The sequence below is a fragment of the Pseudomonas bijieensis genome (assembly GCF_013347965.1).
GTDB classification, from domain to species: domain Bacteria; phylum Pseudomonadota; class Gammaproteobacteria; order Pseudomonadales; family Pseudomonadaceae; genus Aquipseudomonas; species Aquipseudomonas bijieensis.
Genome location: NZ_CP048810.1, coordinates 3,696,971 through 3,719,355, shown reverse-complemented (window position 1 = coordinate 3,719,355; position 22,385 = coordinate 3,696,971). Strand labels below are relative to the sequence as shown.

At 61.4% G+C, this 22,385-nt stretch carries 19 protein-coding genes and 2 pseudogenes; 7 read left to right on the top strand and 14 right to left on the bottom strand.

What is annotated here, in order from left to right; all coding sequences use genetic code 11:
- The first annotated feature begins 152 nt into the window (after nt 1–152).
- The 5 genes from GN234_RS16245 (at nt 153) to mdoH (ending at nt 7,231) form a co-directional block, all read left to right on the top strand.
- Nucleotides 153–1,067: an alpha/beta hydrolase gene (locus GN234_RS16245; protein ID WP_163855681.1), complete on the top strand. Its 915-nt coding sequence runs from the start codon at nt 153–155 to the stop codon at nt 1,065–1,067.
- Between the two features lie 105 nt (nt 1,068–1,172).
- Nucleotides 1,173–2,144 (top strand): prolyl aminopeptidase, encoded by a 972-nt coding sequence (gene pip / locus GN234_RS16240; protein WP_003196909.1) that lies wholly within the window; start codon nt 1,173–1,175, stop codon nt 2,142–2,144.
- Nucleotides 2,141–2,578 carry a D-aminoacyl-tRNA deacylase gene (dtd, locus tag GN234_RS16235; protein WP_109752013.1) on the top strand — a complete coding sequence of 146 codons (438 nt, stop codon included), beginning with the start codon at nt 2,141–2,143 and terminating at the stop codon, nt 2,576–2,578. Before pip ends, dtd begins: the two co-directional genes overlap by 4 nt.
- 320 nt (nt 2,579–2,898) lie before the next feature.
- Nucleotides 2,899–4,668, top strand: coding sequence for a glucan biosynthesis protein G (locus tag GN234_RS16230; protein ID WP_109752357.1), 1,770 nt, complete (start codon nt 2,899–2,901; stop codon nt 4,666–4,668).
- Nucleotides 4,661–7,231 carry a glucans biosynthesis glucosyltransferase MdoH gene (gene mdoH / locus GN234_RS16225; protein ID WP_176688767.1) on the top strand — a complete coding sequence of 857 codons (2,571 nt, stop codon included), beginning with the start codon at nt 4,661–4,663 and terminating at the stop codon, nt 7,229–7,231. The genes GN234_RS16230 and mdoH overlap by 8 nt, the downstream gene beginning before the upstream one ends.
- A 97-nt stretch (nt 7,232–7,328) precedes the next feature.
- Here mdoH and GN234_RS16220 read toward each other — a convergent pair whose 3' ends face one another.
- The 14 genes and pseudogenes from GN234_RS16220 to ubiE all read right to left on the bottom strand — a co-directional run bounded on the left by GN234_RS16220 (nt 7,329) and on the right by ubiE (nt 21,256).
- Nucleotides 7,329–7,664, bottom strand: a complete 336-nt coding sequence (locus tag GN234_RS16220; RefSeq protein WP_176688766.1) for a DUF6124 family protein — start codon at nt 7,662–7,664, stop codon at nt 7,329–7,331.
- A gap of 851 nt (nt 7,665–8,515) precedes the next feature.
- Nucleotides 8,516–10,843 carry a methyl-accepting chemotaxis protein gene (locus GN234_RS16215; RefSeq protein WP_411828791.1) on the bottom strand — a complete coding sequence of 776 codons (2,328 nt, stop codon included), beginning with the start codon at nt 10,841–10,843 and terminating at the stop codon, nt 8,516–8,518.
- A gap of 231 nt (nt 10,844–11,074) precedes the next feature.
- Complete coding sequence (locus GN234_RS30380; RefSeq protein WP_371856174.1) at nt 11,075–11,779, bottom strand: methyl-accepting chemotaxis protein; 705 nt, start codon at nt 11,777–11,779, stop codon at nt 11,075–11,077.
- Nucleotides 11,780–11,977: 198 nt separating this feature from the next.
- A pseudogene (locus tag GN234_RS30375) lies at nt 11,978–12,910 on the bottom strand (methyl-accepting chemotaxis protein); the annotation flags it as partial.
- A 286-nt stretch (nt 12,911–13,196) separates the two neighbouring features.
- On the bottom strand, nt 13,197–15,101 hold the full coding sequence (locus GN234_RS16205; protein ID WP_176688764.1) for a methyl-accepting chemotaxis protein: 1,905 nt from the start codon (nt 15,099–15,101) through the stop codon (nt 13,197–13,199).
- Between the two features lie 114 nt (nt 15,102–15,215).
- Nucleotides 15,216–15,923, bottom strand: a complete 708-nt coding sequence (locus GN234_RS16200) for a 16S rRNA (uracil(1498)-N(3))-methyltransferase (protein WP_163855672.1) — start codon at nt 15,921–15,923, stop codon at nt 15,216–15,218.
- Nucleotides 15,920–16,717: a twin-arginine translocase subunit TatC gene (gene tatC, locus GN234_RS16195; protein ID WP_109752019.1), complete on the bottom strand. Its 798-nt coding sequence runs from the start codon at nt 16,715–16,717 to the stop codon at nt 15,920–15,922. The genes GN234_RS16200 and tatC overlap by 4 nt, the downstream gene beginning before the upstream one ends.
- Complete coding sequence (gene tatB, locus GN234_RS16190) at nt 16,714–17,133, bottom strand: Sec-independent protein translocase protein TatB (RefSeq protein WP_116833979.1); 420 nt, start codon at nt 17,131–17,133, stop codon at nt 16,714–16,716. The genes tatC and tatB overlap by 4 nt, the downstream gene beginning before the upstream one ends.
- 10 nt (nt 17,134–17,143) lie before the next feature.
- Entirely contained in the window at nt 17,144–17,431 is a 288-nt protein-coding gene (locus GN234_RS16185; RefSeq protein WP_109752021.1) for a twin-arginine translocase TatA/TatE family subunit, read from the bottom strand.
- A gap of 24 nt (nt 17,432–17,455) precedes the next feature.
- Entirely contained in the window at nt 17,456–17,788 is a 333-nt protein-coding gene (locus GN234_RS16180; RefSeq protein ID WP_003186671.1) for a phosphoribosyl-ATP diphosphatase, read from the bottom strand.
- The gene (gene hisI / locus GN234_RS16175) at nt 17,781–18,179 is read right to left on the bottom strand and encodes a phosphoribosyl-AMP cyclohydrolase (protein WP_003196931.1); all 399 of its coding nucleotides are present in this window, start codon (nt 18,177–18,179) and stop codon (nt 17,781–17,783) included. The genes GN234_RS16180 and hisI overlap by 8 nt, the downstream gene beginning before the upstream one ends.
- A gap of 81 nt (nt 18,180–18,260) precedes the next feature.
- Nucleotides 18,261–19,865, bottom strand: a complete 1,605-nt coding sequence (gene ubiB, locus GN234_RS16170) for a ubiquinone biosynthesis regulatory protein kinase UbiB (RefSeq protein WP_109752022.1) — start codon at nt 19,863–19,865, stop codon at nt 18,261–18,263.
- A pseudogene (locus tag GN234_RS16165) lies at nt 19,862–20,486 on the bottom strand (ubiquinone biosynthesis accessory factor UbiJ). The gene ubiB and the pseudogene GN234_RS16165 overlap by 4 nt, the downstream one beginning before the upstream one ends.
- Nucleotides 20,486–21,256, bottom strand: a complete 771-nt coding sequence (gene ubiE, locus GN234_RS16160; RefSeq protein ID WP_003196937.1) for a bifunctional demethylmenaquinone methyltransferase/2-methoxy-6-polyprenyl-1,4-benzoquinol methylase UbiE — start codon at nt 21,254–21,256, stop codon at nt 20,486–20,488. Before ubiE ends, GN234_RS16165 begins: the two are co-directional and overlap by 1 nt.
- Nucleotides 21,257–21,411: 155 nt before the next feature.
- On the opposite strand from ubiE, the gene GN234_RS16155 reads away from it, so the two are divergent.
- Entirely contained in the window at nt 21,412–21,687 is a 276-nt protein-coding gene (locus tag GN234_RS16155; protein ID WP_109752024.1) for a polyhydroxyalkanoic acid system family protein, read from the top strand.
- 269 nt (nt 21,688–21,956) lie between these two features.
- Entirely contained in the window at nt 21,957–22,379 is a 423-nt protein-coding gene (locus tag GN234_RS16150) for a phasin family protein (RefSeq protein WP_039592410.1), read from the top strand.
- Nucleotides 22,380–22,385: the final 6 nt, after the last annotated feature.

Below are 22,385 nucleotides of genomic sequence, written 5' to 3'. Positions count from 1 at the left end.
CTGTGGCGGGGTGATTCATCTGTGGTGGAGTGATTTATCTGTGGGAGCAAGGCTTGCCCGCGATAGCGATGTATCAGTCGACATAACTATTGGATGTACCGCTGCCATTGCGGGCAAGCCTTGCTCCCACATTTCAATAGGTGGTGTTCTTCATGGCCTCATATCCACTCTCTGAACAGATGTCCGCCTTCATCGACAAAACCCTGAGCTTCACCAGCCCGGACGACAGCCTCGCCGGTTTGCGCCAGGCCTACAGTCAGATGTGCCGGGCGTTCACCCCGCCATATCCGCCAACGCTGGCCATCGAGGATTTCGAGTGGGCCGGTGTGGGCGTACGTGCTTATCACCCACGGCGTGCAGCGCCGCCCGCAGGCTGGCCGTGCATCCTCTATTTGCACGGCGGTGGTTGGGTGGTGGGAGACCTGGACTCCCATGACTTCATCTGTATGGAACTGGCTGCCGCCCTGGGCGCGTTGGTGGTGGCCGTGGATTATCGGCTGGCGCCAGAGCATCCGTTTCCGGCAGGCTTGGACGATTGCCTCGCCGTGTGGCGCCATCTGGCAGCCGCCCCCTTTGCCATCGACCCGCGTCGCCGGCTGGTGGCTGGTGACAGTGCCGGAGGCAATCTCGCCGCTGCGTTATGCCTGGCCTTGCGCGATGCCGGGCAACCGTTGCCCCGTTCCCAGGTGTTGATCTACCCGGCGCTCGCTGGCCCGGCGCCTCTGCCGTCGCGCCGCGAACATGCCAATGCGCCGCTGTTGAGCAGCCGCGACCTGGACAGCTATCACGCGCTTTACCTGGGCGGCCTCGCACCGTCGCCTGGCGCCATGCCATTGCTCGCCGATGACCTGAGCGGGCTGCCGCCGGCGTTGATCGTCGTGGCGCAGTGGGACCCGCTGCGTGACGATGGCGTCCTTTACAGCGAGCGGCTGAACGCCGCAGGGGTGGATGCCGTGTTGTATGTCGGCGAAGGGTTGGTCCATGGTTGCCTGCGCGGTCGGAGTCTGGTGCCGGAGGTCGATCAGATGTATCGCACGCTGCTGGCGTACCTGGCTGACACGCTTTGACTGCGCAGGGGGCATGCTCATTAAGGTAATTCGGGTTTATGATGCCGGACGGCAGACTAAATAGAAGTCCCCACAGGGATGACTCGACCCCTTACGGAGCGCTCAATGCAGACTTTGTACCCGCAGATCAAACCCCATGCCCGGCACGATCTGGCTGTCGATGACACCCACACGCTCTACGTCGATGAAAGCGGTTCCCCGGAAGGCCTGCCCGTGGTGTTCATTCACGGCGGCCCGGGTGCTGGCTGCGATGCACAGAGCCGCCGCTACTTCGATCCGAACCTGTACCGCATCGTCACCTTCGACCAGCGCGGCTGCGGTCGGTCCACCCCCCACGCGAGCCTGGAGAACAACACCACCTGGGATCTGGTCGAAGACCTGGAGCGTATTCGCAAGCACCTGGGCATCGAAAAATGGGTGCTGTTTGGTGGCTCCTGGGGCTCGACCCTGGCCCTGGCCTATGCCCAGACCCACCCGGAGCGGGTGCATGGCCTGATCCTGCGTGGGATCTTTCTCTGCCGTCCGCAGGAAATCGAGTGGTTCTATCAGGCTGGCGCCAGTCGCCTGTTTCCCGACTACTGGCAGGATTACATTGCACCGATCCCATTGGACGAGCGCGACGACCTGCTCAGCGCCTTCCACAAGCGCCTGACCGGCAACGACCAGATCGCCCAGATGCACGCGGCCAAGGCCTGGTCCACCTGGGAGGGCCGCACCGCGACCCTGCGTCCGAATCCGCTGGTGGTCGATCGCTTCTCCGAGCCGCAGCGGGCTCTGTCGATCGCCCGGATCGAATGCCACTACTTCACCAACAATGCCTTCCTCGAGCCTAATCAGTTGATTCGCGACATGGGCAAGATCGCCCATTTGCCGGGTGTCATCGTGCATGGTCGCTACGACGTCATCTGCCCGTTGGACAATGCCTGGGAGCTGCACCAGAACTGGCCCAACAGCGAACTGCAGGTGATTCGCGACGCCGGCCACGCCGCTTCGGAGCCAGGGATCACCGACGCCCTGGTGCGCGCCGCGGCGCAAATGGCCCGGCGCTTGCTTGACCTGCCGCCTGAAGAAGCATGAAGGGGCTGTTGCAACGAGTTCGCGGCGCACGGGTCGAAGTATCAGGCGAGATCGTCGGGGCGGTGGACCAGGGTTTGCTGGTGTTGGTGGCCGTCGAGCCCGGGGATACCCGGGCCAGCGCCGACAAGCTCCTGCATAAGCTGCTTAACTACCGAGTGTTCAGCGACGCCGACGGCAAGATGAACCTGTCCCTGGCGGATGTCGGTGGCGGGTTGCTGCTGGTGTCGCAGTTCACCTTGGCGGCAGACACCAAAAGCGGTTTGCGCCCGAGTTTTTCGACCGCCGCGCCTCCGGCCCTGGGAGAAGAGTTGTTCAACTATTTGCTAACCCGGGCGAAACAGGTGCATGGCACTGTGGCATCAGGTAGATTCGGCGCCGACATGCAAGTGCATTTGGTCAATGATGGCCCGGTAACCTTCCTGTTACAGGCCTGAAAGCGTTTGAAACATCTTTTCGGATCTGTTTCGAGGCTAAACGGGGAGTTTTCTCGATAAATACTTTGCTATCCCTGATGCGTTGTCACGCGGGCTACTAGATAATCGCGCGCTACGGGGGACCAGCGTTCGCTGGTCCATTTGACTTAGGTAGAGACTTGTCCTGGTCCGTTTGGGGAATCATTTTCTCCCACCGGAGTCGGAACAATGCTCGCCAACTTGGCAAGAGTGGTCTGCAGGATCGGTTTTTCAATGCCGATACCGTGTGGATACTTTATCTGGCCGTTGGTTTTTTGATCTGTTTTCGGCGAGGGTTGCTCGTGATTGTTAGTCCCTGTAATGCACCAAAAATGACTGCCAAACGGTTTAGAAACGCTCTGGTAGCGGGCTCGGCCCTGTTGTGCCTGTTTGGCGCGGGCCAACTGTGGGCATTCAGCCTGGATGATGTATCGGCGAAGGCTCAAGAACTGGCCGGGCAAAAATTCGAAGCCCCGCGCAGCAATCTGCCGAACGAATTCCGCGAGATGAAATTCGCTGACTATCAAAAAATCCGTTTCCGCACCGAAAAAGCCGAATGGGCCGACCAGAAGACGCCGTTCAGGCTGTCCTTCTATCACCAGGGCATGCATTTCGACACGCCGGTGAAGATCAACGAAATCACCGCGACGACCGTCGAGGAGATCAAGTACGACCCGTCGCGCTTCGACTTCGCCGATGTGACATTCGATCCGAAGGCCACTGAGCAGCTGGGTTACGCGGGTTTCCGCGTGTTGTACCCGATCAACAAGGCTGACAAGCAGGACGAGATCATGACCATGCTGGGCGCGAGTTATTTCCGCGTCATCGGCAAAGGCCAGACCTACGGTCTGTCCGCACGTGGCATGGCCATCGACACCGCGCTGCCATCGGGCGAGGAATTCCCGCGCTTTCGCGAATTCTGGATCCAACGTCCGAAACCGACCGACAAGCACCTGGTGATTTTTGCCCTGCTGGATTCGCCACGGGCTACCGGCGCCTATCGCCTGACCGTGCGTCCGGGCACCGACACCGTGGTCGATGTGAAATCGCGCATGTTCCTGCGTGACCGCGTGACCAAGCTGGGTGTGGCCCCGTTGACCAGCATGTACCTGTTCGGCGCCAACCAGCCGTCCAAGGTGCTGAACTATCGTCGCGAGCTGCATGACTCCAGCGGCCTGTCGATCCATGCCGGCAATGGCGAGTGGATCTGGCGCCCGCTGAACAATCCCAAGCACTTGGCCGTGAGCAACTTCTCGGTGGAAAACCCGCGCGGTTTCGGTCTGCTGCAACGTGGCCGTGACTTCAGCCACTACGAAGACCTGGACGACCGCTACGACAAGCGCCCAAGTGCCTGGATCGAACCGAAGGGCGATTGGGGCAAGGGTACCGTCGACCTGGTAGAGATTCCGACTGCCGACGAAACCAACGACAATATCGTTGCCTTCTGGAGCCCGGAAAAACTGCCTGAGCCAGGCCAGCCGCTGGACTTCAGCTACCGCCTGCACTGGACCCTCGACGAAGCCAGCCTGCACTCGCCGGACAGTGCCTGGGTCAAGCAGACCCTGCGTTCCACCGGTGACGTGAAGCAATCCAACCTGATCCGTCAGCCGGATGGTAGCGTGGCCTACCTGGTGGATTTCGAAGGCCCGTCCTTGCAAGCCTTGCCGGAAGACGCCGATGTGCGTAGCCAGGTGAGCGTCGGCGAAAACGGTGAGATCGTCGAGAATAGCGTGCGCTACAACCCTGAAACCAAGGGCTGGCGCTTGACCCTGCGGTTGAAGATCAAGGATTCGAAACAGGCCACCGAAATGCGCGCGGCGCTCGTGCGTCCATTGACGCCTGTCGAAGCCCCGGCCGCCTCGCACTCCGTGACCACGACCCTGGCCAAGGCCGACAAAGTCGCCCGCCAGCAGACCGAAAAAGAACTCGCGATAGAAAAAGCGAAAGACGAAGCCAAAGCCGTCAAGGCGGCGGATGCTGCTGTTGAACCGACCCCAACCCCGCAGGAACCGGAACCGACTGAACAAGTCCTGACCGAGACCTGGAGCTATCAGTTGCCAGCCGATGAGTAATACTCCAGTACAGCCAGAGACACTCAGCGAGTACCTGGCCCATTTGCCCATGACCGACGAGCAGCGCGCCGAACTGGCGGGCTGCAAGTCCTTCAGCGAATTGCATGAACGCCTGTCGTCTTCGACCTTCGACGCGCCCGCCGAGGCGGCGCAAGCCTCGGTAGGCCGCCGACTGACCCTGAGCACCGCCGAAGAGCTCGAAGAAGCCGAAATGCTCGGGCTCGACGCCAGTGGTCGGGTGTGCCTCAAGGCGACGCCGCCGATCCGTCGGACCAAGGTCGTGCCGGAGCCGTGGCGCACCAATATCCTGGTGCGCGCCTGGCGGCGCCTGACCGGTCGTACCAACCCGCCGAAGCCGCCCAAGGATGAGCGCGTGCTGCCTCATGCACGCTGGCGCACCGTGGGTTCGACCCGTCGCTACATCCTGCTGATATTGATGCTCGGCCAGACCATCGTCGCCGGCTGGTACATGAAAGGCATCATGCCGTACCAGGGCTGGTCGCTGGTGGACCTGGACGAAGTCCTGCACCAACCGCTATCGCAGACCGCCACGCAAGTGCTGCCTTATGCGCTGCAAACCAGCATCCTGATTCTGTTCGGGATCCTGTTCTGCTGGGTGTCGGCAGGTTTCTGGACGGCGCTGATGGGCTTCCTCGAATTGCTCACCGGCCACGACAAGTACCGGATCTCTGGTGCCAGCGCCGGCAACGAGCCGATTCCCAAGGACGCCCGCACCGCGCTGGTAATGCCGATCTGCAACGAAGACGTGCCACGGGTATTTGCCGGTTTGCGCGCGACGTTCGAGTCGGTGGCCGCTACCGGTGACCTGGATCGCTTCGACTTCTTCGTCCTCAGCGACAGTAACGAAACCGACATCTGCGTCGCCGAACAACAGGCCTGGCTGGACGTCTGCCGTGAAGCCGGCGGCTTCGGCAAGATCTTCTATCGCCGCCGTCGCCGTCGCGTGAAGCGCAAGAGTGGCAACCTCGACGACTTCTGCCGTCGTTGGGGCAGCGACTACAAGTACATGGTCGTACTCGACGCCGACAGCGTCATGAGCGGCACGTGCCTGACCAGCCTGGTGCGCCTGATGGAAGCCACTCCGGACGCTGGCATCATCCAGACAGCGCCACGTGCCTCGGGCATGGACACGCTGTATGCGCGCATGCAGCAGTTCGCCACCCGGGTGTACGGTCCGCTGTTCACCGCCGGCCTGCACTTCTGGCAGTTGGGCGAATCCCACTACTGGGGCCACAACGCGATCATCCGCATGAAACCGTTTATCGAGCACTGCGCCCTGGCGCCGTTGCCCGGTAAAGGCGCGTTCGCCGGTGCGATCCTGTCCCACGACTTCGTCGAAGCAGCGCTGATGCGCCGTGCCGGCTGGGGCGTGTGGATTGCCTATGACCTGCCGGGCAGCTACGAAGAGCTGCCGCCGAACCTGCTGGACGAACTCAAGCGTGACCGTCGCTGGTGCCACGGCAACCTGATGAACTTCAGGCTGTTCCTGGTCAAGGGCATGCACCCGGTGCACCGTGCGGTGTTCCTGACGGGCGTGATGTCCTACCTGTCGGCGCCGCTGTGGTTCTTCTTTCTGGTGCTCTCCACTGCGCTGCTGGCGGTGAACACCCTGATGGAACCGCAATACTTCCTCGAACCACGCCAGCTTTATCCGCTGTGGCCGCAATGGCATCCGGACAAGGCCATCGCCTTGTTCTCGACGACCATCGTGCTGCTGTTCCTGCCCAAGCTGCTGAGCATCGTGCTGATCTGGGCCAAGGGTGCGAAGGAGTTCGGTGGCAAGTTCAAGGTGACGCTGTCGATGCTGCTGGAGATGTTGTTCTCCATGTTGCTGGCGCCGGTGCGGATGATTTTCCACACCCGCTTCGTGCTCGCCGCGTTCCTGGGCTGGGCCGCGACCTGGAACTCGCCACAACGTGACGACGACTCCACGCCCTGGAGCGAAGCGGTCAAGCGCCACGGTCCGCAGACCCTGCTGGGCTTCTTCTGGGCCTTGCTGGTTATCTGGCTGAACCCGAGCTTCCTGTGGTGGCTGGTGCCGATCGTCGGTTCGCTGATGCTGTCGATCCCGGTGTCGGTGATCTCCAGTCGCGTGGGCCTGGGCTTGAAGTCCCGTGATGAGAGCCTGTTCCTGATCCCTGAGGAATACGCACCGCCGCAGGAACTGCTGTCGACGGACCAGTACACCCATGAAAACCGTTGGCACGCGCTGAACGACGGCTTCATCCGGGCAGTGGTCGATCCACAACAGAATGCCTTGGCGTATGCCCTGGCCACTTCGCGTCACGGCCAGGCCGAGCCGATTGAATGGCTGCGGGTCGAACGTGTTCGTCACGCCTTGAAGGCCGGTCCTGCCGGTCTCAGCAACGCCGAGCGACTGGCACTGCTGAGCGATCCGGTGGCCTTGTCCCGCCTGCACGAGCAGGTTTGGAGCGAGGCGCATCCCGAGTGGCTGGCTGCGTGGCGTGAATCGGTCAAGGCCGATCCCCATGCACCGCTGCTGCCGCTACAGCCGGTGAGCGTGCAGCCTCAAGTGGCCTGATACGCAAAAAAGCCCCGCTTCTGGAAGGAAGCGGGGCTTTTTGTTGGGTGCATTTTTTTACCGATGGCCCCGGACTTTGTGGCGAGGGAGCTATGGTCTAGGGGTTGACGCTGTCCAACAGCCGATTCGCCAACAATCCACTCAGTTCGATCAGTTGTAGGATGCCAAGGGCAACATGGCGTCGCGTGCCTTTCAGGTCGAACGCAAGGTCGCTGACCATGGCATCGGCTGAGGCCAGGGTTTCGCTGAGGTTGGCCAGCAGGCTTTCGGTGTCGATGCCGTCGACGACGGTGAAGAGTTGGCCTGGCGAGGGTTTATTCTCGGATTTGGCCTGTTTGGGGTTCAGGTAGTAATCGAGCGTGCGATCAGCGGCTTCCTGGAGTTTCTTGGGGTCGGTTTCTGGTTCTGGTGGGTTGGGTGTGACCTTGTACATAGTTGACGCTCCTAGGGTAATGGAGCCGCCAGATATCGCTGCTAAACGAGAAGGGTGGCGACTGTACGCGGGTTAGCAGACCGGGACCCTAGAACCCGGCAGACCCGAAGGTCTCCCACGCACAACCGCCATGACATAGATGTGCAGGCGCTGAAGCCTGCTCACGCATGTGGAGAGCGTACGTCTAGGATTGTTCAGGCTGCTAAACCCGATCGCTGAACTGACAGCGACCTGCAAACGTTAAAGCCCAGGCCTAAGGCGTACAAGCCGGCGGATTCTGGCGTAGTTGTAGGCAATGGCGCAAGGCGCCGTAGCCTTGGGATGACGGATTGTGGGAGGGGGATTTTTGTGTGTATATCCGTTATTTAGGTAACGGCTGCTGACGGTTCCGCTCTTACAGCGGCTCACTTTTGAGAAGCCCGGAAGCCGGCCCAGTCAAAAGTAAGCAAAACGCTCCTGCCCCACCACTCGGTGCCTCGCTTAGGCTCGGCATGCCCTCACTCCGGCATTGCTCCGTGGGCCCGCCGCGAAGGGCCATCCATGGCCCAGCGCGGCTATCCCGGCATCCATGCCGGGATGCCCACTCCACAATGCCTGCGTTCGGCCATCGTGGTTAACGGGGCGCCGAGATCAACGTCCACCGCGAGGCGGCCTAGTAGCCGACCTGGTTCTGGGTGACCGCACTCCCCTGTGGGAGCGAGCCTGCTCGCGATGAGGCCACCACATCCGACATCTTCATCCACTGTGGCACCGCCTTCGCGAGCAAGCTCGCTCCCACAATGGCTTTGCGGTGTACATGAATGTTGTGCCCGCTGAAGATCAACGGTGAGAGGCCAGCACATTCGATATCTTCATTGGCTGTGACATGGTCTTTGCGAACAAGCCCGCTCCCACAGGAGGAACGCGGTTTTACCAAGAGCCAGGTCGGCTATCAGGCCGCCTCGCGGTGGACGTTGATCTCGGCGCCCCGTAAACCACGCTGGCCGAACGCAGGCATTGCGCAGTGGGCAACCCGGCATGGATGCCGGGTTAGCCGCGCTGGGCCATGGATGGCCCTTCGCGGCGGCCCACGGAGCAATGCCGGAGTGAGGGCACACCGAGCCTAGGCGAGGTGCCGAGTGGTGGGGCAGAAGCAGAAGCGTTTTGCTTACTTTTGCGCTTTTCAAAAGTGAGCCGCCGTAAGGGCGGAACCCTAAGTAGCCGTTACCTAAATAACGGATATACACCCAAGAATACCTATACCCACAGACCACCAGCTCAAGATGGCGCAGCCGCTGCTCCCTGCAATATTGTGAGCGCTGCGCACTCAAGCGGGAGCAAGCTCCCTCGCCACAGGTTTTGCGTAGGCCTGCTAGACCCGGAACCGCCCCACCAACGTCTGCAAATGAACCCCCCAACCGCGCCAGCTCAGCACTCGAAGCGGCAGTCTTCTCACTGGACGACGCCGTCTGCTCCGACACATCACGCACATTCAGCACACTACGGTTGATCTCCTCAGCCACCGCACTCTGCTGCTCCGCCGCCGCGGCGATCTGCTGGTTCATCGACTGGATCGCCGAAACCGTGCGAGTAATGTTCTCCAGCGAGCCCCCCGCGCGGCGGGTCAGTTCGACGCTGCTGTCGGTCAGGCTGCGGCTGTTGTCCATGATGGTCGCGACTTGTTCGGTGCCGCTTTGCAAGCCGACAATCAGTTCTGCGATTTCTTCGGTGGACTTCTGGGTACGCTGGGCCAAGCTGCGGACTTCATCGGCCACCACCGCAAAACCACGTCCGGCCTCGCCGGCGCGGGCGGCTTCGATGGCGGCGTTGAGGGCTAGCAGGTTGGTCTGCTGAGCCACGGACTTGATCACGTCCAGGACGCTGCCGATCTTGTCGCTTTCACGCTTCAAGTCGCCCATGGCGGCGGTGGAGTTGCCGACTTCCTTAGCCAGGCGTTCGATCTGGGCAATGGCCTCGCCAACCACTTTGTCACCCTCGCGGGCCTGTTGGTCGGCAGCGACGGCGGCTTCGGAAGCTTCCTCGGCGTTGCGTGCGACTTCTTGCACGGTGGCGGTCATTTCGTGCATGGCGGTGGCGACCTGGTCGGTTTCCACTTTCTGGCTGTTGACCCCGGCGCTGGTCTGTTCGGTCACGGCCGAGAGCTGTTCGGCGGCGCTGGCGATCTGGGTCACACCTTCGCTGATGCCACCGATCAACTGCCGCAGGCCCACGGTCATGCTTTGCATGGCGCGTTGCAGCTGGCCGAGTTCGTCGCGACGCTCGGAGGTCAGGTTGTGGGTCAGGTCACCGGCGGCCACGCGTTCGGCAACCTTCAAGGTCTGGCCGAGCGGGCCGACGATCTGCCGGGTGATGAACAGGGCGGCGATCACGCCAAACAGCAGCGCCAGGGCGGCCGCTACGATCAGGACCGTCTTGGCTTGGGCGGCGTCGTGGTCACGCACGGCGGTCTGGGATACGGTCAGCTTCTGGCTGGCGTCGATCAGTATTTGACCTTGCTCGGTCATGCGCTGGAGGGCCGCAGCGTTGTCGATTTGCGAGTCGCGGAATTGGGCGACCGCCGCGCGATAGAGATTGAACGAGTCGCTGGCCTGCTGCAGGTCGGCGGCGTGTTCCTGGGGCAATTGGTCTGGCAGGCGCGCGAGCAGTTTGAGGACGGTGTCGATGGCATCGAGGGCCGGTTGCTGGGCTTCGCTCTTGCCGCTGTAGGTGTAGCCACGAACCTGGTAGCGGGCTTGCTGGATGGCCTTGCTCAGGGTGACCACGCTGTTGAACGGGGTGATGTCGCCGGCTTGCAGCAACAACTTTTCAACTTCAGCGACGCGGGCCACGGCGTTGTCGGCGCTGGCGCCGAGTTTGCTACGGGCATCTTCGCGGTTGACGGTGGCGCGGGTCATCTGGGCGAAGGCGCCCTTGTATTCGGCGACGGCGGCCAGTTGCGCATCGATCAGCGCGACGTCGGCCGGTTGTTCGATCAACTGGCGAGCAGTCTTCAGGCCCTCTTCGAGCTTGCCCAGCAGGTCGTTGACCGCTTGCGGTCCTTTCTCGCCCCGCGTGGTGTTGTAGTCGATGCTGGCCAGGTTCAAGTCTTTGCTCAAGTCGTTGAGACTGGCAATGAAGCCCAGTTTGTCGCCCCGACTGATGACATTGCCCAGGCCGGACCAGCCGGTGAATGCAATCATCAAGGTGAGGAACAGCACCAGGCCGAAGCCTGCGCCGAGTTTGCGATTAACGCCTACGTTTCCCAGACCCTGGGCAAGCCACCGGAACATGCTGATACTCCCTTGTAGCGCTGATTGGTTTTATCAGGGTTGTATCGGCGGTTTTGCCGGGATCTGTAGAAAAATAGACGTAATGCATTCCTGTGGCGAGGGAGCAAGCCCTGGCCACAGGCTTATGCCAGCTCTTTTGGGTCAGACCTTGAAGCGTCCTACCAGCGTCTGCAAATGAACCCCCAGCCGTGCCAGTTCGGCACTGGAGGCGGCGGTTTCTTCGCTGGAAGAAGCCGTCTGTTCGGACACATCGCGAACGTTCACGACGCTGCGGTTGATCTCTTCGGCCACGGCACTCTGCTGCTCGGCGGCGGCGGCGATCTGTTGGTTCATCGACTGGATTGCCGAGACCGTACGGGTGATGTTTTCCAGCGAGCCACCGGCGCGGCGGGTCAATTCGACGCTGCTATCGGTCAGGTTGCGGCTGTTGTCCAGGGTGGTCGCGACCTGTTCGGTGCCCGATTGCAGGCCGAGGATAAGCTCTTCGATTTCTTCGGTGGACTTCTGGGTGCGCTGGGCCAGGCTGCGAACCTCGTCGGCCACCACCGCGAACCCACGTCCGGCTTCACCGGCACGGGCCGCCTCGATCGCCGCGTTGAGGGCCAGCAGGTTGGTTTGCTGGGCCACGGACTTGATCACATCCAGCACGCTGCCGATCTTGTCGCTCTCGCGCTTGAGATGGCCCATCGCTTCGGTGGAATTGCCCACTTCCTTGGACAGGCGTTCGATCTGGGCAATGGCTTCGCCCACGACTTTTTCGCCTTCGCGAGCCTGTTGGTCAGCAGCGACGGCCGCTTCGGAGGCTTCTTCGGCGTTGCGCGCCACTTCCTGCACCGTGGCGGTCATTTCGTGCATGGCGGTGGCGACCTGGTCTGTTTCCACTTTCTGGCTGTTGACCCCGGCGCTGGTCTGCTCGGTGACGGCGGAGAGCTGTTCAGCGGCGCTGGCGATTTGCGTAACGCCTTCGCCGATGCCTCCGATCAGTTGCCGCAGGCTGATCACCATTCGCTGTAGGCTGCCTTGTAATTGGCCCATATCGTCACGGCGGGTGACCACCAGGTTATGGCTCAAGTCGCCGGAGGCGACACGTTCAACGGCAACCAAGGTCTGCTGCAGTGGAACAACGATCTGCCGGGTAATGATCCAGGCCGCCAGCAGGCCAAACGCCAATGCCAGGATGGTGACGATGATCAGCACTTCTTTCGCATGCGTCGTCTCCAGGTCGCGTTTCTCAATCTGCGAGGTAGTCAAATGGTTGTTCAGGTCATTCAAACGGGCGCCCTGGTCGACCATTCTCTTGAGGGCTGATGCGCTGGCCACCTGCGAATCGCGGAACTGGCTGACGGCGGCACGATAGGCCTTCATCGATTCAGTGGCTTGTTGCAGGTTGGCGGTGTGTTGTTCCGGCAGTTTGCCCGGCAGGCTTTCAAGGTTTTTCAAGACACTATCGATGGCCTCCAGCGCCGGTTGCTCGGCATCGGCCTTGCCACTGTAGGTGTAGCCGCGAACCTGGTAGCGCGCTTGCTGGAGCAGTTTGCTCAGCTCGATCACACTGTCGAATTGCGCAACACTGTCGCCTTGGCGCAAGGCATTTTCGACCTCCTTCACTTTGGCCACGGCATTGTCGGCGTTGGCGCCAAGCTTGGATCGGGCCGATTCGCGGTTCTGCGTCGCCTGGGTCAGGTCGCCGAAGGCGCGTTTGTACTCGTCGAGGATAGCCAGTTGCTGATTGAGCAACTCCTGGTCTGCCGGACGTACAAACTGTTTGAGGGCAGCTTGTATGCTTTCCTGAAGCTTGCCCAAGAACTCGCTGACGACAGCGGGTCCCTGTTCGCCACGCCGCATCTCATAGTCGAGACTGGCGACTCGCAAATCCTTGGCCAACTCATTGAGACTGGCGATAGACGCCTGCTTGTCAGCGCGGCTGATCACGCTGCCCAGGCTGTTCCAGCCCGCGAAGGTGCTCAGGAGGGTCATGAGCAGTACCAGGCCAAAACCGAAACCCAGTTTGCGATTGACGCTTACGTTTCCCAGCTTTTCGGTCAGCCAACTGAACATGCTGATACTCCCTGGAACCTTTTATAGGTCTTATGAGAAGAGTATCGACCATGTGACGGGGATCTGTAGGAAATAGGTAGGGGCGTTTCCTTGGTGAGGGCACTCGGCTGCGAAGTCGTTGCCCCTCCGAACGCCCGCCGGTGGCCGCTTCGCGCCCTAGCGGGAGCAAGCGCCCTCGCCACGGGTTTTATGCCTGCCCTTCAGGTTAGACCTTGAAGCGTCCCACCAGCGTCTGCAAATGAACCCCAAGCCGCGCCAGTTCGGCGCTGGAGGCGGCGGTTTCTTCACTGGAAGCAGCCGTTTGTTCGGACACGTCGCGAACATTCAGCACGCTGCGGTTGATCTCTTCGGCCACGGCGCTCTGTTGCTCGGCCGCGGCGGCGATCTGTTGGTTCATCGACTGGATCGCCGAGACGGTGCGGGTGATGTTTTCCAGTGAGCCACCGGCACGGCGGGTCAGTTCGACGCTGCTGTCGGTCAGGCTGCGACTGTTGTCCAGGCTGGTCGCGACCTGTTCGGTTCCGGTCTGCAGGCCAAGGACCAGTTGCTCGATCTCTTCGGTGGACTTCTGGGTGCGCTGGGCCAGGCTGCGCACCTCGTCGGCCACTACCGCGAACCCACGCCCGGCTTCACCGGCCCGGGCCGCCTCGATGGCCGCGTTGAGGGCCAGCAGGTTGGTTTGCTGGGCCACGGACTTGATCACGTCCAGGACGCTGCCGATCTTGTCGCTCTCGCGTTTGAGGTGGCCCATGGCATCGGTGGAATTGCCCACCGCGTTGGACAGGCGCTCGATCTGGGCGATGGCTTCTCCGACCACCTTTTCGCCTTCGCGAGCCTGTTGGTCCGCGGCGGCCGTTGCTTCGCTCGCTTGCTCGGCATTGCGCGCCACTTCCTGCACCGTAGCGGTCATTTCGTGCATGGCGGTGGCGACCTGATCGGTTTCCACCTTCTGGCTGTTGACCCCGGCGCTGGTCTGTTCGGTAACGGCTGAAAGCTGTTCGGCGGCGCTGGCGATTTGCGTGACGCCTTCGCTGATGCCGCCGATCAATTGCCGCAGGCCCACGGTCATGCTCTGCATGGCGCGCTGTAGTTGGCCCAGTTCGTCGCGGCGCTCGGAGGTGAGATTGTGGGTCAAGTCGCCTGCCGCCACGCGTTCGGCGACCTTGAGGGTCTGCTCCAGCGGGGTGACGATCTGCCGGGTGATCGCCAGGGCGGCGATCACGCCGAACAGGAAGGCCAGCGCGGCGGCCGATGCCAGCAAAATCTTGGCATCGCTGGCTTCATGGTCGCGCACGATGGTCTGGGACTGGGTGAGATTCCTGCTGGCCTCGCGTAGCACCACCCCCAAGTCGGACATGCGCTTGACCGCGGCAGCGCTTGCGGTCTGGGCATCACGGAACTGGCCGACCGCTGCACGATAAGTCTTGAACGATTCGTTGGCCTGCTGCAGGTTGGCGGCGTGTTCGTCTGGTAGTTGGGGCGGCAGGCTGGCGAGGATTTTCAACGCGTTATCGATGGCATCCAGGGCAGGCTGTTCGGCGTCGGCCTGGCCGCTGTAGGTGTAGCCACGAACCTGATAGCGGGCTTGCTGGATGGCCTTGCTCAGGCTGACCACGCTGTCGAATTGAGCCACGTTGTCGCTTTGCCGCAGGGCGTTTTCAACGGTGGCGACACGGGCTACGGCGTTATCGGCATTGGCGCCCAGTTTGCCGCGTGCATCCTCACGATTGGCAATGGCGTGGGTCAGTTCGGTGAAGGCAACTTTGTAGTCGGCGATAGCCCCCAGTTGTTTGTCGAGAAGCGCCATGTCGGCTGGCTGCTCGATCGATTGACGGGCGGTTTGGAGCCCAGGCTCCAATTTTCCGAGCAGATCGTTGATTTCCCCTGGGCCCTTTTCGCCGCGGGTCGAAAAATAGTCCATGCGCGCGGTACGCAGGTCCTTGGTCTGGTCGTTCAGGCTGGCAATGAGCCCGAGCATGTCGCCGTGGGCAATCACGCGGCCCAGGCCGATCCATCCGGTGAAAGCGATCATCAAGGTTAAGAACAGCACCAGGCCGAAACCGAAGCCAAGTTTGCGATTAACGCCTACGTTACCTAGCCATTGGAACATGCTGATACTCCCTTGAAGGGCGGAACTGCTTTGTATAAAGCGTTATCGGCCCAGAAAGGGGGAACAGGAGAAATGAGTTAGATGCGTTTTGAATACCGTGGTAAACCAAAGGGATCAGAACAGTCGTGCGAGCAGCGCCGTAACCGCGGTCTCGACCCGCAGGATCCGCTCGCCCAACTGCACCGGTTGCAAGCCGGCCTTGCCCAGCAGGTCGATCTCGTAGGGAATCCAACCGCCTTCGGGGCCGATGGCCAAGGTCACCGGTTCTGTTAGCGCTCGCGGGCAGGGCGGGTGGTTGCCAGGGTGCCCGACCAGTCCGAGGGTGCCGTTGGCGATGGCCGGCAGGCGGTCCTCGACGAAGGGTTTGAAGCGTTTTTCGATAATGATGTCTGGCAGCACACTGTCCCGGGCTTGTTCCAGGCCCAGGATCAGTTGCTCGCGGATAGCCTCGGGTTCGAGGAACGGCGTCTGCCAAAAGCTCTTTTCCACGCGATAGCTGTTGACCAGTACCACCCGCGGCACACCCATGGTGGCGACGGTCTGGAACACTCGCCTGAGCATTTTCGGACGCGGCAGCGCCAGCACCAGGGTCAGCGGCAACTTGGCCGGTGGCGGCTGGTCGAGGGTCACTTGCAGTTCGGCCTCGCGAGCCTCCAGGCGCAGCACCTGGGCCGTGCCCATCAAGCCGCCGATACGCCCGACCCGCAGGCTGTCGCCGACAGCGCTGCGATGGACTTCCTGCATGTGGGTCAACCGGCGATCGCTCAGCACGACCCGGTCAGGCCCGATGAAATCGGCCTCTTCGAGCAGCAGCAGGTTCACGCTTGGGTCGCAGGCGGCTGGTCGTTGTGGTCATCGACCGGCTGGTCCTCGGGCTCTTCTTCCCGGCGCTTGCGCACCAGGCCACCGAACAGGATACCGATCTCGAACAGCAGCCACATCGGAACGGCCAGCAGGGTCTGGGAGAAGATATCCGGCGGGGTCAGGATCATGCCGACCACGAAGCAGCCGATGATCACATAGGGGCGGATCCTCTTCAGGTAGGCCACGTCCACCACGCCGATCCACACCAGCAGGACCACCGCCACGGGGATTTCGAACGCCACGCCGAAGGCGAAGAACAGCGTCATGACGAAATCCAGGTAGCTGGTGATGTCGGTCATCATCTCCACGCCTGCCGGCGTAGCGGCGGCGAAGAACTTGAAGATCAGCGGGAACACCAGGAAATAGGCGAAGGCCATGCCGGTATAGAACAGCAGGATGCTGGACACCAGCAGCGGCACGGCGATGCGTTTTTCATGCTTGTACAGGCCCGGTGCGATGAAGCCCCAGATCTGGTGCAGGATCACCGGGATCGCCAGGAACAGCGAGACCATCATCGTCAGCTTCAGTGGCGTCAGGAACGGCGACGACACGTCGGTAGCGATCATCGTTGCCCCTACCGGCAGGTACTGGCGCAGCGGCGTGGAAACGAAGGTGTAGATCTGCTGGGTGAAGGAAAACAGCCCGGCGAAGATGATGAAAACCGCCGCGACGCAACGCAGCAGGCGGGTGCGCAACTCGGTGAGGTGCGATACCAGCGGCATCGGCTGGTCGTTTTCAGGGATATCGCTCATGGGGCTCGCGGCGGCAAAGTAGGGTCGTTGGGAGCTGCTGGCGTTGTTACTGTCGCGGCGGGTTCCACCGGTTGGGCCGGCTCGGCCACCACGGGCGTCGTGTTGTCCACCGACGCCTGTGGCGCAATCGTCGGCTCGACCGCAGGCTGAACCGGCGTCGGCTCCTGTTGGGTCGGCGTGAAGATTTTCCGCGCTTCCTGCTCCAGGGACAGGATATGTTCGTTGTGAAGTTGCCGACGGATGTCGTCGGCACCGATCTCACGTTCAACTTCCTGTTTGATCGCATTGAAGCTGCGCTTCAGGCGCCCGATCCACAGACCGGCGGTACGCGCAGCACCCGGCAGGCGCTCTGGGCCCAGTACCAGCAAGGCGACGAGGCCGACGAGCAGCAGTTCAGTGAAGCTGATCCCAAACATTAGTCAGTGCTCACGAGTCTTTGCGGACGGGCTCTTCGACTTTTTGTGCCTGCACGTCGATGGTGTGCGGCGCATTCACAGGCTGGGTGGCCTGGGGATGTACCGGTTGGGCTGGCTGTACCGGTTGCGCCGGGGCAGCCGTCGGGTCGGCCGGTTTTTCGTCATCGTTCATGGCTTTGCGAAAGCCCTTGATCGACTCGCCGACATCGGTGCCGAGGTTTTTCAGTTTCTTGGTACCGAATACCAGCACCACGACAACCAGGATGACGATCCAGTGTTTCCAGTCAAAGATACCCATGTGGCTATTCCTCTCAAAAGTTGATCAGGCGGACGGGCGCGAGGCTTTTTCGACGTGCCCGGACAGACCGAAGCGACGGTCCAGTTCATCCAGTACGGCCTGCGGATGCTGCCCCAGTTGGGCCAGCATGACCAGGCTGTGGAACCACAGGTCGGCGGTCTCGTAGATCACGTCGCTGCAATCGCCGCTGATGGCGGCGTCCTTGGCGGCGATGATGGTCTCGACCGACTCTTCGCCGACTTTTTCCAGAATCTTGTTCAAACCCTTGTGGTACAGGCTGGCGACATAGGAACTGTCGGCCGCGGCGCCTTTGCGCTCTTCCAGCACCTGGGCCAGGCGGGTCAGGGTGTCACTCATGGGTATGTCCTGAATAAATGGCATGCGGGTCCTTGAGCACCGGGTCGACGGTTTTCCAGTCGCCGTTCTCGAAGACGCGATAGAAGCAGCTTTGACGGCCGGTGTGGCAGGCAATCTCACCGACTTGTTCGACCATCAGGATGATGACGTCGCCGTCGCAGTCCAGGCGCATCTCATGCAGGTGCTGCACATGCCCGGATTCTTCACCTTTGCGCCACAGCTTGCCACGGGAACGTGACCAATAGATGGCGCGGTTCTCGGCGGCGGTCAGGGCCAGTGCTTCGCGGTTCATCCAGGCCATCATCAGTACGCGCCCGGTCTTGTGGTCCTGGGCGATGGCTGGCACCAGGCCGTCAGCGTCCCATTTGATCTCGTCCTGCCAGTTTTTCATCTTTGACTCCGACCATGGGCCACGCACCTGAAGTCGGCGGGCCCAGCGTTGAAACAGTGTGCCAGCGCGAACCGGTGCTGGCTATCGGCGAACGACCAGATACAAGCCGACGATCACCATGATTGCGGCGGGCCAATGGCCCAATTCGCTCAACGGCCCACCAGCCGCCAGCATTGCGCCACCTCCCAGGTGAGCTGCGCCGAGCAGGCGCAGGAACCAGTCATCCTTGCGTCGGTGCCACGGTGGCGCCGGGTCGTGGGCATGGGGCTGGGACATGCGTTCGAGCAGGTCGCGGGTCATGTTGGCCAGGTGCGGGAGCTGCTCGAACTGGCTTTGCACGTTGCCCAGCAAGGTTTTGGGGCTGACGCGCTCGCGCATCCAGCGTTCGAGGAACGGTTGGGCGGTGTTCCACAGGTCGAGGTCCGGATACAACTGGCGGCCGAGGCCTTCGATGTTCAACAGGGTTTTCTGCAACAGTACCAGCTGTGGCTGAACCTCCATGTTGAAGCGGCGCGCGGTCTGGAACAGGCGCATCAGCACCTGGCCGAAGGAAATATCTTTTAACGGTTTTTCGAAGATCGGTTCGCACACGGTACGGATCGCCGCTTCGAATTCGTTGAGCTTGGTCTCGGCCGGGACCCAGCCCGAATCGATGTGCAGTTGGGCGACACGACGGTAATCACGCTTGAAGAAGGCGAACAGGTTGCGCGCCAGGTAATCCTGGTCCTCGGGAGTCAGGCTGCCGACGATGCCGCAGTCGATGGCAATGTATTGCGGGCTCCACGGTTGCACGGTGCTGACGAAAATGTTGCCCGGGTGCATGTCGGCGTGGAAGAAGCTGTCGCGAAATACCTGGGTGAAGAAAATCTCCACGCCACGCTCGGCCAGCAGCTTCATGTCGGTACGCTGGTCGGCCAGGGTTGCCAGGTCGGTGACCTGGATGCCGTAGATGCGCTCCATCACCAACACTTTCGGGCGACACCAGTCCCAATACACTTGCGGCACATAGAGCAGCGGCGAGCCCTCGAAGTTGCGGCGCAACTGGCTGGCGTTGGCGGCTTCGCGCAGCAGGTCGAGTTCGTCGTAGATGGTTTTTTCGTAGTCCTGGACCACGTCCACCGGATGCAGCAGGCGGGCGTCGGCCGACAGCCGCTCGGCGGCGCGGGCGAGGATGAACAGCCACGCCAGGTCCTGGGCGATGATCGGCTTGAGGCCCGGGCGGATGACCTTGACCACCACTTCTTCGCCGCTCTTGAGCTGCGCGGCATGCACCTGGGCCACCGAGGCCGAGGCCAGGGGCTCGACGTCGAAACGGCTGAAGACTTCGCTGACCTTCTTGCCCAGTTGCTCTTCGATCAGCGCCACCGACAGCTTGGAGTCGAACGGCGGCACGCGGTCCTGCAGCAGCATCAGCTCATCGGCGATGTCTTCGGGCAACAGGTCGCGACGGGTCGAGAGAATCTGCCCGAACTTGATGAAGATGGGGCCCAGGTCCTGCAAGGCCAGGCGCAGGCGTGCGCCGCGCGTCAGGTCCAGCGTTCGCCGGGGGAACCAGCGCCACGGCAGCACGAAACGCAGTGCCAGGAGAAACCAGGGCAATGGCAGGGCGAACAGCAGGTCATCGAGGCGGTAGCGGATCACGACGCGCTGGATGCGCAACAAACGGCGGACGGCAAGCAGCTTCATGCGTTATCGCTTGGTTTCAAGGGATCGGGAAAGGCGCTCGAAACGCGCCTCGAGACGTTCCAGGTCAAGCTTGACCTGGTCCAGTTCATTAAAGCGGGCCTGGGCTTCGCGTTGGCCTACGAGGGTACGCGATTCTTCGGCCAGGTATTCACTCAGATTCTGCCCCAGGCTGGCGAAGCCCTGGCGATACCAGCGGCCGCGGCTACGCAAATGGCCGCTGAGCAATTGGGTCGCCACCGGGCCGATCCAGCGAGACACTTCGTATTCCCAATCCAGCTCCAGGTCCTGGAGAATCGCCGCCAGCTCCAGCAGCACGCCACTGTCGCCGTCGAGTTCCACGTCAGGGCTGTGCAGCACGGCAGTCTTGTCCTTGCCCAGGGCCAGGTTCAGCAGGCTCGACGCCGGGGCACGCAGCGTGCAGTCGGCCTCGGCTTCCCAGTGGGCGGCGAGCATCAGGCCTTCGTCGCTGGGCAGGATGAACAGCCGCAACGCCGGGCTGCGGCAGTCCACGGCGATCACTGTGCCGCTCAAGTGCGCCAGGCGCGCGAGCGCCGTGCTGTCCAGGCGCAGCACCCGGTTGAGGCCGAGTTCGACGCTGGCGAGCAGGCCGGTGAGCAGCATCAGGGTTTGATGCCGCGATGCAGGGCGACGATGCCTGCGGTCATGTTGTGGTATGTCACGCGGTCGAAGCCGGCCTCGACCATCATCGACTTCAGGGTTTCCTGGTTCGGGTGCATGCGGATCGATTCGGCCAGGTAGCGATAGCTTTCCGAGTCATTGGTGATCAGCTTGCCCATCAGCGGCATGAAGGCGAACGAGTAGGCATCGTAGGCCTTGGACATCAGCGCGTTGGTTGGCTTGGAGAATTCCAGCACCAGCAGGCGGCCGCCGGGCTTGAGCACGCGCAGCATCGAGCGCAGGGCGTCTTCCTTGTGGGTGACGTTGCGCAGGCCGAAGGCGATGGTCACGCAGTCGAAATGATTGTCGGGGAACGGCAGCTTCTCGGCGTCGGCCTGGACGAACTCGACATTGCCGGCCACACCCAGGTCCAGCAGGCGGTCGCGGCCGACCTTGAGCATGGATTCGTTGATGTCGGCGAGCACCACCTGGCCGGTCGGCCCGACGATGTGGGAAAACTTCTTCGTCAGGTCGCCCGTGCCGCCGGCGATGTCCAGTACGCGGTTGCCGCTGCGCACGCCCGACAGCTCGATCGCAAAACGCTTCCACAGGCGGTGCATGCCGCCCGAGAGCAGGTCGTTCATCAAGTCATACTTGGCGGCCACGGAGTGGAAAACCTCGGCGACTTTTTCCGCTTTCTGGCTTTCCGGCACGTTCTTGAAGCCGAAGTGAGTGGTGGGTTCGGCATCGCTGCCTTTGCGCTGATCAGTCATATCGCGGTCACCAAAAAAGAATGCGGGACATTCTAATCCCGGTGGAGGGCTTTGTCTTGGCAAGGCTGAAGGTAAGATGGGCTACCGCCGGGACGTTTTGACGCAGCCAGGGTCTGAAACGTTCAGGCAAGTCCCGATAAAACAGGAGTCACCCGATGGCCCGTATAACTGTTGAGCGTGCCCATGGCCTGGGCAAGGAAGCGGCGCGAGAGAAGGCCGACAAGCTGGCCCAGAAGTTGTCCGACAGCTATGGCCTGGAGCCGCAGTGGGAGGGCGATACCCTGAAACTCAAGCGTTCCGGGGTCAAGGGCGAAGTGCATGTGGGCGAGGATTCGATCCGCGTCGATGTGGAGCTGGGCATGTTGATGTCGGCCATGAGCGGCACGATCAAGACGGAAATCGAAAAGGCGCTGGATAAGGCGTTGGTTTGATTGATCGAAGGGTGGATGGAATGCGTGACTCAAGTTCACCACCTATTCACCTGTGGGAGCGAGCTTGCTCGCGATTGCATTGCATCAGTCACATCAAAGTTGGCTGACGCTCCGCTATCGCGAGCAGGCTCGCTCCCACATGGGAAGTCAGCGCCAACAGGATGTCTGTCAGTTGTTAGGGTGCCCTTTCTAATTATTGTCACTACTTTGTGCCTGAGCCCGTCCATGCGCGGGCAGTTCCTCAAACCTTTTTTCGAGTGAGGTGCACCATGGCCAAAGTTATTCTGAAGAAAAAAACCGACGTTGAATCTTCCACGCTCAGCGACGTAAAAACGTACGCGCGCAAGATCTGGCTGGCTGGCCTGGGCGCCTACACGAAGGTCGGCCAGGAAGGCAGCGAGTACTTCCAGGAGTTGGTAAAGGCTGGCGAAGTTATTGAAACAAAAGGCAAAAAGAAAATTGCCGGGAAACTTGAAGCGGCCAACAGCGAATTGATTGAAGCCAAGACCGACGTCAATACTTTCAAGGCCCGGGTTGAAGTACAACTCGATAAAGTCGAGAAGGTATTTGATGCCCGTGTTGCAAGTGCCTTGAATCGTATCGGCATTCCGTCTAAACATGACGTTGAGACACTCTCTGCTAAGCTCGATGAGCTGACAGCATTGCTCGAACGTGTCGCGCGTAAACATTAAGGAGAA

Bases quoted from the DNA above. Each gene is read 5' to 3' on its own strand.
- GN234_RS16245 (WP_163855681.1), top strand. From the start codon at position 153: ATGGCCTCATATCCACTCTCTGAACAGATGTCCGCCTTCATCGACAAA.
- pip (WP_003196909.1), top strand. From the start codon at position 1,173: ATGCAGACTTTGTACCCGCAGATCAAACCCCATGCCCGGCACGATCTG.
- dtd (WP_109752013.1), top strand. From the start codon at position 2,141: ATGAAGGGGCTGTTGCAACGAGTTCGCGGCGCACGGGTCGAAGTATCA.
- mdoH (WP_176688767.1), top strand. From the start codon at position 4,661: ATGAGTAATACTCCAGTACAGCCAGAGACACTCAGCGAGTACCTGGCC.
- GN234_RS16220 (WP_176688766.1), bottom strand. From the start codon at position 7,664: ATGTACAAGGTCACACCCAACCCACCAGAACCAGAAACCGACCCCAAG.
- GN234_RS16215 (WP_411828791.1), bottom strand. From the start codon at position 10,843: ATGATTGCATTCACCGGCTGGTCCGGCCTGGGCAATGTCATCAGTCGG.
- GN234_RS30380 (WP_371856174.1), bottom strand. From the start codon at position 11,779: ATGACCGCCACGGTGCAGGAAGTGGCGCGCAACGCCGAAGAAGCCTCC.
- GN234_RS16205 (WP_176688764.1), bottom strand. From the start codon at position 15,101: ATGTTCCAATGGCTAGGTAACGTAGGCGTTAATCGCAAACTTGGCTTC.
- tatC (WP_109752019.1), bottom strand. From the start codon at position 16,717: ATGAGCGATATCCCTGAAAACGACCAGCCGATGCCGCTGGTATCGCAC.
- tatB (WP_116833979.1), bottom strand. From the start codon at position 17,133: ATGTTTGGGATCAGCTTCACTGAACTGCTGCTCGTCGGCCTCGTCGCC.
- GN234_RS16185 (WP_109752021.1), bottom strand. From the start codon at position 17,431: ATGGGTATCTTTGACTGGAAACACTGGATCGTCATCCTGGTTGTCGTG.
- GN234_RS16180 (WP_003186671.1), bottom strand. From the start codon at position 17,788: ATGAGTGACACCCTGACCCGCCTGGCCCAGGTGCTGGAAGAGCGCAAA.
- hisI (WP_003196931.1), bottom strand. From the start codon at position 18,179: ATGAAAAACTGGCAGGACGAGATCAAATGGGACGCTGACGGCCTGGTG.
- ubiB (WP_109752022.1), bottom strand. From the start codon at position 19,865: ATGAAGCTGCTTGCCGTCCGCCGTTTGTTGCGCATCCAGCGCGTCGTG.
- ubiE (WP_003196937.1), bottom strand. From the start codon at position 21,256: ATGACTGATCAGCGCAAAGGCAGCGATGCCGAACCCACCACTCACTTC.
- GN234_RS16155 (WP_109752024.1), top strand. From the start codon at position 21,412: ATGGCCCGTATAACTGTTGAGCGTGCCCATGGCCTGGGCAAGGAAGCG.
- GN234_RS16150 (WP_039592410.1), top strand. From the start codon at position 21,957: ATGGCCAAAGTTATTCTGAAGAAAAAAACCGACGTTGAATCTTCCACG.